The sequence below is a fragment of the Streptomyces sp. NPDC060205 genome (assembly GCF_042728395.1).
Classification (GTDB): domain Bacteria; phylum Actinomycetota; class Actinomycetes; order Streptomycetales; family Streptomycetaceae; genus Streptomyces.
Window position 1 is genome coordinate 19799 of sequence record NZ_JBHWZP010000024.1, and the last position, 16672, is coordinate 36470.

Consider the following 16672-nt stretch of genomic DNA (forward strand, 5'->3'; position numbering starts at 1 on the left):
GCACTCGGCCCACAAGAGTTTGCCGCCCCGGGCGGACCCCAGGACGTGTGCGCCCCAGCTGTCCGCGCACGCCTGTACGAGGTGGAGGCCGCGGCCGGCTGAAGTCCTTGCCCCGCATGAACAGCACGGCCGTCCCTCTCTTCGGGACGAATCTGCTGACCGTGCGGGTCGATCTCAGCGACTGAACAGCCGCCGGGTCAGGCCGACCCGTTCGACAGGCGGTCCAGCCACTCCGTGAGCAGCGCGCCCTCGGCCCGGGTGAGGGCCTGGGGCGGGGTCTGCCGGAGAAGGGCGTTCAGGTGGGCCGCCGTGGAGGGGACCCTGGGCGCGGGCGGTTCGGCCGCCGCCTGCGCGGTCGATCCCGTCACGTCCGGCGTGAACACCGTCGCGTGGACCGCGTCCCGGACCCGGCGCGACACCGACTCGTCCGTGAACGTCGCCGGGCGGGAGACCAGCATCAGGGCCACGCCGACGTTCGCCGACATGATCATCTGAGCCGCCAGCTCGGGTGCGAGGCGCAACTTGCCCTGTGCCGCCGCCCGTTGCAGGTCCGCGGTCAGGATGCGGTGGGATTCCAGCGCCGCCGCCGGGGGCGTACGCATCGCGGGTGAGTGCATCAGGCGGAACAGGTTCGGGTTCGCCCGCGCGAACTCGACGTGGGTGGTCCAGCCGTCCCGCAGATCCTCGATCGGGTCCGTGCCGGGCGGCCGGTCCCGCTTGGTCGCGAGGTACTTGTCCCAGCCGTGGTCGACGACCGCCGACAGGAGCCCTTCCTTGTCCCCGAAGTGGCGGTAGAGGGCGGGGGCGCCGACCCCGGCGCCCTCGCACACGGCCCTGGTCGACACGTCCCCGTCGGGGGACTGGGCGACCAGGGCCGCCGCCACTTCGAGAATGCGCGCTTTCGTACTCACGGCCGTGACGCTATCCGAGGTCATACCGCGGGCCGCGGGGAGGAGGCCGGGGAGCGCGCCGGTCGCGGGGTGAGCAGGTCGGCCAGGCCTATGCGCGCCAGGAACTGCGCGCGGATACGGTCCGCGACCCCGCTGACCTCCTCCGACCCGTCGTTCGAGGGGTCGACGTGGACGCGGAAGGGCCGCTTGCCGGGCGGGGCGTCCACGACCTCGACGATCGCGTCGGCCACCAGGGACGCGGAGGTGCCGGCCGGTTCGAGGGCGGCCAGGCGCTCGGCGACCTGCTCCATCAGGCCCGCGTACCGCTCCTCGTAGGCCGGGAGCACCGTTTGCTCGGACGGACGGCCGCCGGTCGCGAAGTGCTCCGTGCCCGAGGTGAACGCGCCCGGCACCACGATGCTCGTCTCGATGCCGAACCGGGCCAGCTCACCGGCGTACGACACCGCGAGCGCGTCCATGGCGGCCTTCGCGGCGAAGTACGGGGCGAGGTAGGGCGGGGTGCCGCCCCTGGTCGAGGACGAGCCGACCCAGAGCACCAGGCCGTGCTCCTGGGCGCGCAGGTGCGGGAGTGCGGCGCGGTTCACGCGCTGGGTGCCGAGCACGTTGGTGTCGTACACCGCGGCCAGTTCGGCCGGGGTGAAGGCCTCGGTGGGCCCGGTCACCATGTGGCCCGCGTTGTGGACGACCACGTCCAGCGCGCCGGCCCCGGCCAGGACCGTGGCGACGGCGGCGTCCGCGGACTCCTGCGACAGGACGTCCAACTCGACGGTACGCAGGTCGACTCCGTGTTCGGCGGCGTAGGACTCGGCCTCGGCGACCCGGTGCGCGTTGCGCCCGGCCGTGTCGCGCATCGCCGCGTACACCGTGTGCCCGGCGCCGGCCAGCGCCCGCGCGGCGAGCGCGCCGAAGCCGGAACCCGCCCCGGTGATGACGATCGTCTTGCCCATGACGGAACTCCTGAGGGGTGAGGGGGGTGTGTTTACGCGATGCCGCCGTTGGCGCGGATCACCTGGCCGTTGACCCAGCGGCCGGCCGGGCCCGCCAGGAAGGACACGACCCCGGCGATGTCACCGGGCGTGCCCAGGCGCTCCAGCGGCGGCTGCGCGGCCATCCGCGCGATGGTCTCGTCGTCCTTGCCGTCCAGGAACAGGGCGGTGGCGGTCGGGCCGGGGGCCACCGCGTTGACGGTGACGTCCCGGCCGCGCAGTTCGCGGGCCAGGATGAGGGTCATCGCCTCCACGGCGCCCTTGGTGGCCGCGTATCCCGCGTAGCCGGGGAGGGCGAGCGCCAGCACGCTGGTGGAGAAGTTGAGGATCGCGCCGCCCTTGCGCAGCCGGCGCGCGGCCTGCTGGTCGACGACGAAGGTGCCGCGGATGTTGGTGCGGTGCATACGGTCCAGGGCGTCGAGGTCGGTGTCGACGACGGGGGCCAGGGTCATGACGCCGGCCGCGTGCACGACGACGTCGATCCCGCCGTACGTCGACTCGGTGGCGTCGAAGAGGGCCGCGATCTCGGTCTCGTCGGCCACGTCGGCGCGGAAGGCGAACGCCTTGCCGCCCGCCTCGGTGATCGCACCGACGGCCTTGTCGGCCTCCGTCTGGTTGCCCGCGTAGTTGACGACGACGGCGAATCCGTCGGCGGCCAGGCGCTCCGCGGTCTCCCGGCCGATCCCGCGGGAGCCGCCGGTGACGATGGCGACGCGGGTGGTGGTGTCGGTACCTGCACCGGTGCCGGCCTGCTCGGTCATGACGATGCTCCTCGTCTCGGCGGGTAGCGCTGCTCGCTCCCCGACAGAAGCAACGCTAACACCGAAGCCGTATCGACGCTACCCCTCGACCGTAGCGTCGCTATTGAATGCGGGAGCGCCGACCGCCCTTGCAAAGCGGAGCAACGCTCCGTATATTTAACGGAACAACGCTCCGCTTATCGAAGAGGTCGCGGCGGGGCCGCAATGCCTGGAGGAACACAGCCATGCAGTACCGCACGTTGGGCCGCACAGGTGTGCAGGTCAGCTCCCTCGCGCTCGGCGCGATGAACTTCGGCAGGATCGGGCGCACCACCCAGGAGGAGGCCACCGCGATCGTCGACGCCGCCCTTGAGGGCGGGGTCAACGTCATCGACACCGCCGACGCCTACAGCGCCGGGGAGTCCGAGGAGATGGTCGGCAAGGCCATCGCCGGCCGCCGCGACGACATCGTGCTGGCCACGAAGGCGTACCTGCCGATGGGCGACGAGCGCAACCACCGGGGCGGTTCACGGCGCTGGCTGGTCACCGCGCTGGACGACAGCCTGCGGCGCCTCGGTGTCGACCACGTCGATCTCTACCAGGTCCACCGGTGGGACCCGGCCACCAGCGACGAGGAGACCCTGTCGGCCCTGACCGATCTGCAACGCGCGGGCAAGATCCGTTACTTCGGCTCCTCGACCTTCCCGGCGTACCGGATCGTGCAGGCGCAGTGGGCCGCCCGGGAGCACCACCTGGGCCGTTACGTCACCGAGCAGCCGGCCTACTCGATCCTGCAGCGCGGGATCGAGACGCATGTCCTGCCGGTGGCCGAGGAGTACGGCCTCGGGGTGCTGGCGTGGAGCCCGCTGGCCTCGGGCTGGCTGTCCGGGGCGGTCCGGGAGGGCCGGGAGGTCACCACCAACCGCTCGGCGTTCATGCCGCAGCGCTTCGACACGGCCGTCCCGGCCAACCGGGCCAAGCTCGACGCCGTCGAACAACTGGCCCGGGTCGCGGACGAGTCCGGCCTGACCCTGATCCAACTGGCCCTCGGCTTCGTGACGGCGCACCCCGGGGTGACGAGCGCACTGATCGGCCCGCGCACACTGGACCACCTGCACGCACAGCTGGCGGCGGACACGGTGCTGCCGCCCGACGTCCTGGACGCGATAGACACGATCGTCCCTCCGGGCACGGACCTGGCACCGGACGAGAAGAACGACACCCCACCGTCCTTGCTGGACCCGGCATTGCGGCGCCGCTGACCAGGTGGCGACCACCGCGGTGGAACCCGCCGAGAGCGAGGACGCCACTCTGGAGCGCTGGACGCTGGGGCTGGGCGCTGGGGCTGGGTGCGGGTGGCCCGGCGGTGGGGGCGCGAGGAAGCAACCCGATCAGTCCGCCGTCAATCCGCCATCAGTCCCCCGGCAGGGCATCCATCGTCAGGGCATCGGTGAGGCTCACCGTGGGGCAGCCGAGCAGCCCCGGCAGGACGCGGCGTTGGCGTTCGGTCAGGGGCGGCAGGAAGACCGCCGCGTCGGCTCCGGTCCCTTCGCAGAGAGCGGCCGCTTCGCGGACCTTTCCGTAGCTCAGGAGAGTCCGTGAGGAGTAAGGGAGGCCCATCTTTCCGACGCCACCGGCCGAGACCCCGCGCCGCTGCACGATGCGGCCCACCACCCGCGCCCCGCGCTCCGTCAGCTGCTGGGCCGCCACATCCATCAACGCGGCGAAGTCCTTCTGCTTGCCGGAGAAATAGCCGACGAGCACGACATCGGCGCCCTCGACCGCGAAGGCCGCAGCCTGCTGCCGGGCCCGCACCGCGCCCGCGCGGTGGTCCGGTCGCCGATCACGCCTTCTAGCCTGCTGCATGCCGCACAGGCTAGACGGCCGGGCCGGGACGAACAGCGTCCCGATAGCCTCTGGCCATGCCTGATTCCCATGACGCCGTGTACGAGGTCCGCTTCAGCCGCTCACTGATCCAGGTGCTGGCGGGCGCCGGATGGGCACCGCTCGTCGCCTTCCGCGTCGACGGCGAGGGCGTACTGCTCGGCGGTGCTCCGGCCCGGTACAAGGCGCAGACCGCGTTCGTGCCGTGGGAGGACATCACCTCGGTCGTGCTGTGGCAGCAGCGCATGGCAGGCCCGTCGATGACCTACGTCGGTCTCCGGCGACGGGCAGGAGCACCGCCCCTGCCGGGCCAGAACGCCGGACTCCGCCCGGAGCAGACGACGAAACTCGCTCCCCACGTCGACCACGACCTCTTCCTGGCCAGCCGCCCCGTCAACCGCTGGCGCCTCGACCCCGAGCGCCTCCGGGCCGCCGTCGCCGCGTTCGCCCCCGGAGTGCCGGTTCTGGTCCATGAGCAACTCGATGTCTGATGGTCCCGGTCGCATACGCAGTCACAGTCACGGTTCTGGGGGACAGTTGAGGTTCGTACGTCGTGCGCGCGTCCTTGCCGTACTCACCGTTGTAACCGCTGTCGTGACAGCGTGCGGCAGCGGCGGACCATCGCCCGATCCGGAGCCGAGTGCGTCGCCCCCGTCACCGGTGCGGCTCTCCATGACGACCGTCGGCACCCGTGGGGACACCCAGCTCTCCATGGCGCTCGATCTCTCCAACGAGGGGCGGGCCCGTAAGGATGTCGCCGTGCGGGTCCGTATCGGGCTCGGTCGGCCCGGCGACCCCCGGCCGGGCCTGGAGCGCAAGCTCGACGGCGGCTGGCAGAAGGTCGGACTCACCCCCGGTGACAAGACGTCGACCGGTACCTTCCGCATGAATCTGCCGAGCGGCAGCTCCCTCGCGTTCCTGCGCATCACGCCACACGTCGCTTCCGGGGTCGAAGGCGACGGCCTACCGGTGGACGTCACCATGACGGACGGCTCCCGCACCCTCCTGCGCAACCACAAGACCGCGATGCTTGCCACCCTGGCCCTCTCCGTCGTCTCCCCGAAGGAGCCCGGGGTCCTGCGCGAGGAAGGCTGGACCGAGGTGGTCTACACGGTCACCAACCACTCTCGCAGCGCCTATCCGAACGCTCAGGTCCAGGCGGAGTTCCTTGCCTGCCCGGCGGGTTCGGACGATCCGTCGGACACGGGTGTCTGCGAGGTCCCGGGGTCCCGGTCCGCGACCACGGCCCTGCGCACCCAGTGGAACGACGGCAGCGGCTGGAAGGACGTCACCGCTCCGGACGACGGCTCGGTGTTCGCCGAGACGCTGACCATGCCTCTTGGGACGCTGCCCGCCGACTCCGCACGGAAGTTCAGGTTCCGGTTCGCGGGAGCCGACGGCCTCGACCGTGACGCCCGCCGTCTCACCCTCACGGCTCGCGTGAACGGAAAGGCCGTCGGCGCCACCGAGCGGTCGCTCGGCATCGCGACCCCGCTCACCTTCGGCATCCGCTGAAGGCGCCGGATCCGGCGGAGGCGACGATGACGGGAAGCGCGGAGGCCGGTCAGCCCGGCCACACCAGTGACTGGAGTTCCGAATAGGCGGTCAGGGCGTACGAGCCCACGTCTCTGCCCACTCCGCTCTGTTTGAAGCCGCCGAAGGGGGCCTCCATGTTGCGGCCCACCGTGTTGATGCCCACTCCGCCGGCGCGGAGGCGGGATGCCACGCGGAAGGCTCGGGAGACGTCGCCGGACCAGACGTAGTCGATCAGGCCGTAGTCGGTGTTGTCGGCCAGGGCGACGGCCTCCTCCTCGTCGTCGAAGGGGACGACCACGACGACCGGGCCGAAGATCTCCTCGCGGACCACCCGCATGTCGGGCGTGCAGTCCGCCAGGAGGGTCGGGGCCACGTAGAAGCCCCGGTCGAGCGGTGGGCGTTCGCCGCCCGTGACCACCCGCGCGCCCTCCTTGCGGCCCAGTTCGATGTAGGACTCGACGCGGTCCCGGTGCGTCGCCGAGATCAGCGGGCCGACGACCGTGGACGGGGAGCGGGGGTCGCCCACCGGCAATCGGGTGGCGTAGAGGGATAGTTGCGTGACCAGGCGGTCGTAGATCCGGCGTTGTGCGAGCACCCGTGTCGGGGCCGTGCAGATCTGGCCGCTGTAGAAGGAGAACGTCGTGCCGATGCCCCGGACCGCCGACTCCAGGTCCGCGTCCTCGAAGACGATCGCCGCCCCCTTGCCGCCCAGCTCCATCAGCTGGCGTTTCATCCCGCGCCCGCACACCTCGGCGATGCGCCGGCCGACCGCCGTGGAGCCGGTGAAGCTCACCATGTCGACGTCGTCCGAGTCGACGGCCGCCTCCCCGGCCTCCGCCCGCGAGCCGGAGACGACGTTCACGACTCCGGGCGGTACGCCCGCCGCCTCCAGCACCTCGGCCATCCGGTAGACGGAGAGCGGGTCCTGCGGGGCGGGTTTCACGAGGACCGTGTTGCCCATGGCGAGCGCCGGGGCGATCTTGCCGGCCGGGTTCGCCCAGGGGTTGTTGTACGACGTGATGCAGGTGACCACGCCCACCGGACGGCGTACGGCGAGCGCGCCCAGCACGGCGGCCCCGCCGAACGGGCCCGCCTCGTTGATCTGCGGGGGCAGCGGCTCCTCGACGGGCTCCACGCGCGCGTACCGCTGGAATCGGGCCGCCCCGACCCCCACCTGCATCCCGCGCGCGGTGCCGGTGGTGGCCCCCGTCTCCGCCTGGGCCAGTTCGGCGTACGGGACGAGGTTGCGGCGGATCTCCTCGGCCGCCCGGTGCAGGACCGCCGCCCGTTCCTCGGGTGTCGTGCGCGACCACGTCCGGAAGGCCTCGCGGGCCGCGCCTGCCGCCGCGTGCACCTGATCCCGCGAGGCCTCCGGCGCCCACCCGACGACCTCCTCGGTCGCCGGGTCGATCACCTCGTAGTGGCCGCCGTCCGGCTCCACCCACGAGCCGCCGATGTACAGCCCCCGCACGGAAGCGATCGGCGCGCCCGTCACTTCGTGCTCACCGTGTGCGTGTCGCGTCCCGACCTGAGCACCTTGCCCGGTACGGCCCCGGTCACCACGTCGTCGCGTATCGACTCGACGCCGTTGACCCACACGGCCGTGACGCCGATCGCCTTGGAGTCGAGGCGCGGGCTGTCTCCCGGCAGGTCGTGCACCAGGGTGGCCTTGCCTGCGTCGATCCGTTCCGGGTCGAAGAGCACGAGGTCCGCATGGAAACCCTCCGCGATCCGTCCGCGCCCACGGAGCCCGAAGAGCCGTGCCGGATCGTCCGTGAGCATCTTCACCGCCTGCTCCAGCGTGACGAGTTTCCGGCCGCGCAGGCAATCCCCCAGGAACCGGGTCGTGTACGGGGCCCCGCACATCCGGTCCAGATGGGCGCCCGCGTCCGAACCGCCGAGCATGACGTCCTCGTGCCGCCAGGTCTCCTGGCGCAGGGTCCACGAGTCGGGGTCGTTGTCGGTCGGCATCGGCCACAGGACCGTACGGAGGTGGTCGGCGGCACAGATCTCGACCAGCGTCTCGAAGGGCTCCTGGCCGCGCTCGGCCGCGATGTCCCGTACGACGCGGCCGGTCAGACCCTCGTTCTCCGTGCTGTACGTGTCCCCGATGACGTACCGGCCGAAGTCCGCGAGGCGGCGGAAGACGCCCGCCTCCTTGGAGTCGGCGCGCCGCAGCATCTCGGCGCGGACGCCGGGGTCGCGCAGTTTCGCGATCCGTTCGGGCACCGGCAGGCCCAGGATCTCGCCCCAGCCGGGGATGAGGTTGAGGGCGCAGAAGGTGCCCAGGGACATGTTCATCGGCGTGAGGATCGGCATCGTGAGCGCCACGATCCGTCCACCGGCCTTACGGGCCCGCTCGCTCGCCGCCAGCTGCCGTGGCACGCGCTCGGGCACGGCCGCGTCGATCGTCAGGACGTTCCAGTTCAGGGGCCGGCCGGCCGCCGCGCTCATCTCCACGAACAGGTCGATCTCGTCGTCGCTGAACTGGTCGAGGCAGCCCGCCACGATCGCCTCGATCTGGGTGCCCTCGTGCTCGCCCACCGCCCGGGAGAGGGCGAGGAGTTCGGCGGGACCGGCGTGCCGGGAGGCGACCGGTTTCCCGTCGCCGTCGGAGTGCGTGGACGACTGGGTGGTGGACAGCCCCCAGGCCCCGGCCTCCATCGCCTCGTCGAGCAGCGCGACCATCGCCGCCAGTTGCTCGTCCGACGGCTGCCCGCCGACCGCGTCGGGACCCATCACGTACCGCCGCAGCGCGCAGTGCCCCACCATGAAGCCGGCGTTGACGGCGATCCGGCCCTCCAGGGCGTCGAGGTACTCGCCGAAGGAGTGCCAGCTCCACGGCGCGCCCTCCTCAAGGGCGACCAGCGACATCCCCTCGACCTTGGACATCATCCGCCGCGTGTAGTCGGCGTCCTCGGGCCGGTCGGGGTTCAGGGGCGCGAGCGTGAAGCCGCAGTTGCCGCCCGCCACGGTCGTCACCCCGTGGTTCAGCGAGGGGGTCGCGTACGGGTCCCAGAAGAGCTGCGCGTCGTAGTGCGTGTGGGGATCCACGAACCCGGGGGCGAGGACGAGCCCGGAGGCGTCCTCGGACGTCCGCGCCTCCTCGGCGACCGCCCCGACGACGGCGATCCGCCCGTCCCGAATCCCCACATCGGCGACGAAGGCGGGCCGCCCCGACCCGTCGACGACTCGCGCACCTCTGATCAGATGGTCCAGCACGACAGCCCCTCATCTCCTGACACCTTCTGGCTTGCGGCGGGCACACCCACCCAGGGGCGCGGGGAACTGCGCGAACGGCCCCCACCGGACCCGCACCCACCCACGACCCTCAAACAGCCCCACGGAACCGCGTGGTCCGATGCACAGGATCCGTATCGATCTTCGGAATCACGTGCTCCCCGATCAGCCGGATCGTCTGCAGCGTCTCCTCCTTCGGCACCCCGACGGGCAGCCCGAACGACAACTGATCGGCCCCGGCCTGCTCCCACCGCTTGCACTGCGTGAGCACCTCGTCCGGGTCCCCGCAGATCAGCAGCTCCTCCGCGATGAGCAGTTCGATGAACTCCTCGTTGTACTCCGGCAGCGTCTCCGGCCAGACGGGGAAGCCCTCGGGCCGCGGGAACGTGTCGTGGTAGCGGAAGACGAGCGAGGGCAGATAGTGCAGCCCACCGCTCACGGCGACCCGTACCGCCTCGTCGTGGGTGGGCGCGCAGACCGCGGTCGTCGTCACCATCACGTTGTCGTTGACGAAGTCCCCGACCGGCTCGGCCTCGACGACGGCCGTCTTGTACTGCTCAAGGACCCACTCCATGTCGGAGACCTTCTGCACGCTGAACCCGAGCACCCCGAGCCCCTTGCGGGCGGCCATGGCGTACGAGGGCGGCGACCCGGCGGCGTACCACATGGCGGGGTGCGACTTCCCGTACGGCTTCGGCAGGATCTTGCGCGGCGGGAGCTGCCAGTGCTTGCCCTGGAAGCCGACGTACTCGTCCTGGAGCCACATCTTGGGGAACTCGGCGATGGTCTCTTCCCAGATCTCCTTGGTGTAATTCATGTCGGTGATGCCGGGGAGGAAGCCGAGGATCTCGTGCGAGCCGGCCCCGCGTCCGCTGCCGAACTCGAAGCGGCCCTCGGTGAGATGGTCGAGCATGGCGACCTTCTCGGCGACCTTCACGGGGTGGTTGACCTGGGCGAGCGGGTTGAAGATGCCCGATCCGAGGTGGATGCGCTCGGTGGCGTGCGCCAGGTAGCCGAGGTAGACGTCGTTGGCGGACAGGTGCGAGTACTCCTCCAGGAAGTGGTGCTCCGACGCCCAGGCGTACTTGAAGCCGGACTTGTCGGCCTGGATGACGTACTCGGTCTCCTCCATCAGCGCCTTGTGCTCCGCGAGCGGGTCGGTCTCGGCCCGCTTGCCCACGTATCCCTGTACAAAGAGCCCGAATTCCAAGGAGGTTCACCGTCCCCTGTGTCCGTCATCCGTCCGGCGAACGCCGAACCTGACGCATCGTCAGATTGACCTGCCGCCGACTGTGGCACCGCACTCGTGAGGCGTCAATAGCTGACGGCCCGTCACATGTACCTCTCCGCGCCCCGCCACGGCTCACAGCGCGCTCACGCCCGCCAGCCACCCTCCATCGATCACGAAGGGCTGGCCGGTGATGTAGGAGGAGTCGTCACCGGACAGGAACAGGGCGAGGCGGGCCACCTCCTCGGCCCGACCGATCCGGCCCATCGGCACGAGCTTGCGGTAGAACTTGGCGACGGCCGCCGCAGCCGCCTCCGCGGCCTCCGCCGAGCCGGTGTCCGCCGAACCGGCGTCCGCCGCCGGGTCGAGCAGGGCCGGATTGCTCATGGCGGTGTCGATCGCGCCGGGACAGACGGCGTTGACGCGGATCCCCTTCGGCGCCAGCTCCAGCGCGGCCACGCGCGTGAGGCCGACGATGGCGTGCTTGCTCGCGCTGTACGCGCCGACGTACGCCATGCCGGTGAGCCCGGTGTACGAGGCGGTGTTGACGATCGTCCCGCCGCCGGCCGCCTCGATCTCGGGGGCCACGGCCTTGATGCCGAGGAAGACGCCGACCTGGTTGACCCGCACGATCTGCATGAACTCGTCGAGGGGGGTGTCGACGAGGGCGTTGAAACGCAGGATGCCGGCGTTGTTGACGAGCCCGTCGACCTTGCCGTACGCGTCCTTCGCCAGCGCCACCGCGGCGGTCCAGTCGTCCTCGCGGCTCACGTCCAGGTGTACGTACCGGGCGCGGGCCCCCAGCTCCTTGGCGAGGGTCTCCCCCTGCTCGTCGAGCACATCGGCGACGACGACCGAGGCCCCCTCCTCCACGAAGAGCCGCGCCTCCTGCTCCCCCTGCCCCCGAGCCGCCCCGGTGACGACGACGACCCGACCGTCCAACTTGCCCATGATCACTCCTTAAGCGAAGAGCGCGCCCGAAAGGGGCGCGGGGAACTGCGCGACCGGCCACGACGCACCCGCAGCCGGGTACGGGGCCGGCCCCCTCCCCCGTCAGGGGCGCGGGGAACTGCGCGACCAGCCACGACGCACCCGCAGCCGGGTACGGGTACGGGTACGGGCCCGGCCCCCTACCCGAGCAGCGGACCGACCCCCGACCCGAACGCGGCGATCTGATCGGTCAGTTCGGCCCGGCTCCGCGACCGGAACCGCACCTGGATCTGATGCACCCCCATCGCCGCGTACGCCCGCAGCGACTCGGCGATCTCCTCCGCGGAGCCGGAGACGGTCCGCCGCCCCACGGCCCACGAGGGCCGCCCCACGTACAGCGGCTCGGTGATGGCGCCGACGGTGAGCGGCGCGGCAACCCCCGCGGACTCCCGCAACCGCCCGAGCAGAGCGATCTGCTCGGGCAGCCGCTCCCGGGGATCGCCCTGCGGCAGCCACCCGTCCCCCCGGACCGCGGCCCGCCGCACGGCCGCGGGCGAGGACCCGCCGACCCACACAGGTACGTGTTCCTGCGCGGGCCGGGGCAACTGGCCGAGCCCCTCGAAGTCGTACAGCTTCCCGTGGTGGGACGGGAACTCCTCGGGCCCGAGCGCGGCCCGCAACGCGTCGATGCATTCGTCGAGGACCGCCCCGCGCCGCTCGAAGTCCACCCCCAGCGCCTCGAACTCCTCCTGTACGTGTCCGGCGCCGACCCCGAGGATCAGCCGTCCGCCGCTGAGGTGGTCGAGGGTCGCGTACTGCTTGGCGGTGGCGAGGGGGTGCCGCAGTCCGACGACGGCGACGTGGCTGAGCAGCCGTACGCGCTCGGTCACCGGGGCCAGGAAGGCGAGCGTGGCGACGGGGTCGTACCAGACCGTGCTCATCGCGGCGGCGAGGCGGCGCGGGACGGCGACATGGTCGCAGCTCGCGAGGTACGCGAAGCCGGACGCGTCGGCGGCCCGGGCGATCTCCACGAGATCGTCCGGGCCGGCGTCGGCCTCCCACGCCTCGGCGTAGAGGGTGCTCTGCGACTGGACCGGGAGCTGCATCCCGTACGCCAGTCGCCCTTCGGGCTCCCCGGGCGGGACCTGCATGAGCGGCACCTCTCATCTGACGATCCGTCATCGGTCTCGGACGATTCCCATCGTCGTAGCTGACGGACCGTCAGACAAGGCGTGTGCGCGGACTCCTTGTGCGGTGCGGGCCCCGCGCCCTTCGGTGTTCGCTCAGCTCACGGCCAGTGAGTACGTGCCGCTGCCCGATTTGTTGATCAGGATCACGCCGAAGCAGTCCAGACCGGCGGGCGGCGTGAACTCGACGCTCTCGGGTTCGCCGGCGCCGCCGGACACCGAGCCGGTGAGGATCTGCTGGCGTCCGATCACCGAGGTGTCCGGACCCGGCCGCGAGGCGACCACGTACAGCTCGGCGTCCTGCGCCGCGCCGGACGGGGTCACGGTGATCGACCGCTTCGCGTCGGTGCAGGTGTCCCAGACCTCCACGAGGTCGTTGTTGCCCATGGTGCGCTGGTCACCGGTGAGCGGGAGCAGCTTGCCGCCGTCGGCGACCTCGATGACGTACGGGTCGGTGCCGAAGTTGTGCGTGACCCGCGGGTAGTAGTCGCCCGGTTCCCTGTTGTTGACGTTGGAGTCGACCGCGATGAAGTCGGTGGCGCCCCGGCCGGACAGGCTCTGCCCCAGCCGCTGGGTCATCGCGCGGTCGTCGTACAGCTCCAGCTCGTAGTCGTCGTTCGCGCCGGGACGCAGGGCGACGACGGACCAGAAGCGGAACGCGGTGTCGTAGCGGTAGTTGTGCCGCCCGGGCGGGTTCGGAGTCGGCCGCACCCTCTCGGCGCCGGCGGTCAGGGGCTCCCGGAAGCCGGGGGCGAGGTCGATGGTGTTCTGGAAGAGGGAGGCCTGCGGGGCGTCGCCGACGTTGTAGCCGTCGGTTCCGCGCTGCTGCCAGTACTGCTGGAAGGTGTCCGACCGATGGTCGAGGAACACCTCCCATACGTTGGCCTCTCCCTCGCCGTAGCTGTCCCAGCTGGGTTCGTCACCGCTGTCCACGAGGTCGCGCAGGGCGCCGGCGATCCGGCCCTCCACGTTCGGGCCGTTGTCCCAGTCGGCCGGGTCTCCCCAGGTGGGGGTGTCGAAGTCGAACGAGGCGGGGTTGCCGAAGAGTTCGACGACCTCGGTGCCGTACCAGTCGGCGAAGCCCTCGACCCAGGCGCATTCCGCCTTCTCGGCCAGGTGCACGAAGTGCTGGCGGCAGTCGGGGCCTATGTCCGGCTGGTAGTCCTTGTAGACGTCGTCCATCACCCCGTGGCCCAGTTCGTGCGCGACGGTCCAGGGGTTCTCCGCCTGCAGGTCCTCCAGGTTGACCTCGTCGTCGCCGGGGTCGTAGAAGGTGCCTCCCTCGTCGGTCGGCCAGACGATGCCGATGTGACGGCAGTCGGTGTCGTCACGGTCCCAGCAGCGGCCCGGCGTCCAGGTGGCCGCGTTGTCGGCGTACTCGAAGGCGCGAAGCGCCCTGAACTGGTCCGGGTTGGACGGCAGTCGGCGTCCGTAGTCGAGGGTCGCCCCGTCGGCGATGTTGTTCCGCGTCTCGAACTGGAACTCGTACACGTCGTCGCTGTTGTCCCGGATGCTGTAGTGCACGGTGAACGCGACGAACTTGAGGTAGACGTCCTGGCCGCCGCCGAAGAGGCCGTCGTCGTTGTCGAAGCACAGGTTGTACGCGCCGTTGGCGTCCGTGGTGCCGACCGCCAGGAGGTCGTCGGAGACGCCGTCCTCGTCCCAGACCTGCACCTCGAAGTTGCGTGACGGGTGGAAGGTGTTGCCGATGAGGTAGGTCCAGCTGCCCCTGACGCACGAGGTCGCCTGGATGCCGGGGCGCTTCTCGTCGTCGGAGTGGGGCGTGGGGAGCCCTTCGTCCCCGACCGGCTCGAACCGCCCGGTGGTCTTGGCCGGTACGGCCCCCTCAGGCACCCGCGCCGTGCCGAACGGCCCCTTCCCGTACCCCAGGAACGACTTCTTGCCGACGGTGAGCGGCACGACGGCAGGATCGCTGCTGAACGGCGCCCCCTCGGGGGACACCGCCTGCACCCGGATCGACGCGGACGCGGCACGCAGCGCGTTCACCGTGCCGGTGAAGCTCAACCGCTGCCCGGCCTTGACGTCGAGGGTGCGCTCGGCGGCGTTCACCGCGCCGTACGCCTCCGGTCTGGCGGAGTTCCTGCGGTCCTGCGTGAACCCCGCCGGCGCCTCGCGCCACGTCAGGGTCGCGGGCAGTTCCACCTTCAGTTTCACGTCGTCCAGCGTGGCCGACGAGCTGAGGCCGACGGTGAGCGTGGCGTCGCCGCCGACGGCGGGCGCGCGGTCCAGTGCGGCGTCGACGTCGAGGCAGCGGGTCCATTCACCGCTGCCGAGGGTGCACCGGGTCTCGGGCGCCGCCGACGACTCGGCGGGCGCCGGGGCCCCCGGGGACGCCGGGACGGCCGCCTGGGCGCCCGGGGTCCAGGCCAGGGCGAGGGCCGCCGCGGTGGCGGCGACCGTCCCTGACACCGTCCGTCTTCTTCTTCCTCTTTCTCTTCCTCTCATCTGTTCCCCCTGGAACCAGTAATGATTTGGTCATGACAAGGCTCGTCATGAACCGAAGATCACCACAAGGGTTGCATTCAGCCCATCCGGGCCATTGGGGAACAGCCGTCGCTCCAGGGGCGGACCGGGCGCCTCACTCCCGTTTCGCCGACGCCCACAGGCCGTCGTCCGTGAGCCCCAGCAGGTCGATCGCGTTGCGGCGGACGATCCGGTCGACGACGTCCGCGTCCAGGTGGCCCATCTGGGCCTCGCCGACCTGGCGTGACTCGGGCCAGGTGGAGTCGGAGTGGGGGTAGTCGGTCTCGTAGAGGACGTTGCCGACACCGATGGCGTCCAGGTTCCTCAGGCCGAAGGCGTCGTCGAAGAAGCAGCCGTAGACGTGCTCGGTGAAGAGTTCGGAGGGCGGGCGGTGGACCTTGTCCGCGACGCCGCCCCAGGCGCGGTTCTCCTCCCACACCACGTCGGCGCGTTCGAGGATGTAGGGGATCCAGCCGATCTGGCCCTCCGCGTACATGACCTTCAGGTTCGGGAAGCGCTCGAACTTGCCGCTCATCAGCCAGTCGACCATCGAGAAACAGCAGTTGGCGAAGGTGATGGTGGAGCCGACGGCGGGCGGTGCGTCGGCGGAGGTGGAGGGCATCCGGCTGCTCGACCCGATGTGCATGGCGATGACCGTGCCGGTCTCGTCGCAGGCGGCGAGGAACGGATCCCACTCGTCCGTATGAACGGAGGGCAGTCCGAGGTGCGGAGGTATCTCGGAGAAGGCGACGGCCCGCACTCCGCGGGCGGCGTTGCGCCGCACCTCCTGCGCGGCGAGCCGCGGATCCCACAGAGGGATGAGCGTGAGCGGTATCAGCCGGCCCCGCGCCTCGGGCCCGCACCACTCCTCGACCATCCAGTCGTTGTAGGCCCGCACCGAGAGCAGCGCCAGTTCGCGGTCGGCGGCCTCGGTGAACGTCTGGCCGCAGAACCGGGGGAAGGTCGGGAAGCAGAGCGCGGACTGCACGTGGTTGACGTCCATGTCGGCGAGGCGCTGCGGGACGTCGTACGAGCCGGGCCGCATCTGCTCGTACGTGATGATCTCCAGCTTGATCTCGTCCCTGTCGTAGCCGACGGCGGTGTCGAGGCGGGTGAGCGGGCGGTGCAGGTCCTCGTAGACCCACCAGTCGCCGATCGGGCCGTCGTCGCCTGGGCTGCCCATGACGGGCGCGAACTTTCCGCCCAGGAAGGTCATTTCCTTCAGCGGGGCGCGTACGACGCGCGGGCCGATGTCCTGGTACTTCGACGGGAGCCGGTCCCGCCAGACGTTGGGGGGCTCCACCGTGTGGTCGTCCACCGAGATGATCTTCGGGAAGGTCTCCATGCTCTGTACGGTAACGCCGATCTGACGATCCGTCAGCTACTGGAGAGCGGTCTCCGGAATGCGGGGGCCGCCCCGCGGGGTTGCGACTACGGAGTGTGGGCCCTGTGAGGGGATGCGTGAACTTGGCATGGCGGCCTGTGATCGGTGTCTCCCACGGCTGACGCATCCGCCATGAACAAGGCAAACTGGCCTGGTTGTCAT

At 70.9% G+C, this 16672-nt stretch carries 14 protein-coding genes; 3 read left to right on the forward strand and 11 right to left on the reverse strand.

The genetic code is table 11. The features are described from left to right. Window positions 1-197 precede the first annotated feature (197 nt). From ACFWGJ_RS06700 to ACFWGJ_RS06710, 3 genes are read right to left on the reverse strand one after another with little or no spacing between them, the layout of a single operon-like run. Window positions 198-935: a TetR/AcrR family transcriptional regulator gene (locus tag ACFWGJ_RS06700; RefSeq protein ID WP_387321483.1), complete on the reverse strand. Its 738-nt coding sequence runs from the start codon at window positions 933-935 to the stop codon at window positions 198-200. Next, a complete protein-coding gene (locus ACFWGJ_RS06705; protein WP_387321484.1) occupies window positions 932-1858 on the reverse strand; it encodes an SDR family NAD(P)-dependent oxidoreductase in 927 nt (308 codons plus the stop codon). The genes ACFWGJ_RS06700 and ACFWGJ_RS06705 overlap by 4 nt, the downstream gene beginning before the upstream one ends. 32 nt (window positions 1859-1890) lie before the next feature. Next, window positions 1891-2658: an SDR family oxidoreductase gene (locus ACFWGJ_RS06710; RefSeq protein ID WP_387321485.1), complete on the reverse strand. Its 768-nt coding sequence runs from the start codon at window positions 2656-2658 to the stop codon at window positions 1891-1893. Between the two features lie 224 nt (window positions 2659-2882). Here ACFWGJ_RS06710 and ACFWGJ_RS06715 point away from each other — a divergent pair, with 224 nt between their 5' ends. Continuing rightward, a complete protein-coding gene (locus ACFWGJ_RS06715; protein WP_387321486.1) occupies window positions 2883-3899 on the forward strand; it encodes an aldo/keto reductase in 1017 nt (338 codons plus the stop codon). A 151-nt stretch (window positions 3900-4050) separates the two neighbouring features. On the opposite strand, the gene ACFWGJ_RS06720 is transcribed toward ACFWGJ_RS06715, so the two are convergent. Continuing rightward, window positions 4051-4503, reverse strand: coding sequence for a hypothetical protein (locus ACFWGJ_RS06720; protein WP_387321487.1), 453 nt, complete (start codon window positions 4501-4503; stop codon window positions 4051-4053). 56 nt (window positions 4504-4559) lie between these two features. Here ACFWGJ_RS06720 and ACFWGJ_RS06725 point away from each other — a divergent pair, with 56 nt between their 5' ends. Together ACFWGJ_RS06725 and ACFWGJ_RS06730 are read left to right on the forward strand one after the other, a co-directional pair. Continuing rightward, a complete protein-coding gene (locus ACFWGJ_RS06725) occupies window positions 4560-5012 on the forward strand; it encodes a hypothetical protein (RefSeq protein ID WP_387321488.1) in 453 nt (150 codons plus the stop codon). Window positions 5013-5193: 181 nt separating this feature from the next. Next, complete coding sequence (locus ACFWGJ_RS06730) at window positions 5194-6036, forward strand: hypothetical protein (protein ID WP_387321489.1); 843 nt, start codon at window positions 5194-5196, stop codon at window positions 6034-6036. Window positions 6037-6085: 49 nt separating this feature from the next. Here ACFWGJ_RS06730 and ACFWGJ_RS06735 read toward each other — a convergent pair whose 3' ends face one another. From ACFWGJ_RS06735 to ACFWGJ_RS06765, 7 genes are all read right to left on the reverse strand, one after another. Continuing rightward, a complete protein-coding gene (locus ACFWGJ_RS06735) occupies window positions 6086-7552 on the reverse strand; it encodes an aldehyde dehydrogenase family protein (RefSeq protein ID WP_387321490.1) in 1467 nt (488 codons plus the stop codon). Continuing rightward, window positions 7549-9279 carry an amidohydrolase family protein gene (locus ACFWGJ_RS06740; RefSeq protein ID WP_387321491.1) on the reverse strand — a complete coding sequence of 577 codons (1731 nt, stop codon included), beginning with the start codon at window positions 9277-9279 and terminating at the stop codon, window positions 7549-7551. Before ACFWGJ_RS06740 ends, ACFWGJ_RS06735 begins: the two co-directional genes overlap by 4 nt. A gap of 109 nt (window positions 9280-9388) precedes the next feature. Then, window positions 9389-10507, reverse strand: a complete 1119-nt coding sequence (locus ACFWGJ_RS06745; RefSeq protein ID WP_387321492.1) for an LLM class flavin-dependent oxidoreductase — start codon at window positions 10505-10507, stop codon at window positions 9389-9391. A 153-nt stretch (window positions 10508-10660) separates the two neighbouring features. After that, window positions 10661-11476, reverse strand: a complete 816-nt coding sequence (locus tag ACFWGJ_RS06750) for an SDR family NAD(P)-dependent oxidoreductase (protein WP_387321493.1) — start codon at window positions 11474-11476, stop codon at window positions 10661-10663. 179 nt (window positions 11477-11655) lie between these two features. Continuing rightward, on the reverse strand, window positions 11656-12606 hold the full coding sequence (locus ACFWGJ_RS06755) for an LLM class F420-dependent oxidoreductase (RefSeq protein ID WP_387321494.1): 951 nt from the start codon (window positions 12604-12606) through the stop codon (window positions 11656-11658). A 132-nt stretch (window positions 12607-12738) separates the two neighbouring features. After that, window positions 12739-15072, reverse strand: a complete 2334-nt coding sequence (locus ACFWGJ_RS06760; RefSeq protein WP_387321495.1) for a hypothetical protein — start codon at window positions 15070-15072, stop codon at window positions 12739-12741. Window positions 15073-15241: 169 nt separating this feature from the next. Next, window positions 15242-16471 (reverse strand): amidohydrolase family protein, encoded by a 1230-nt coding sequence (locus ACFWGJ_RS06765; protein ID WP_387321496.1) that lies wholly within the window; start codon window positions 16469-16471, stop codon window positions 15242-15244. Window positions 16472-16672 lie beyond the last annotated feature (201 nt).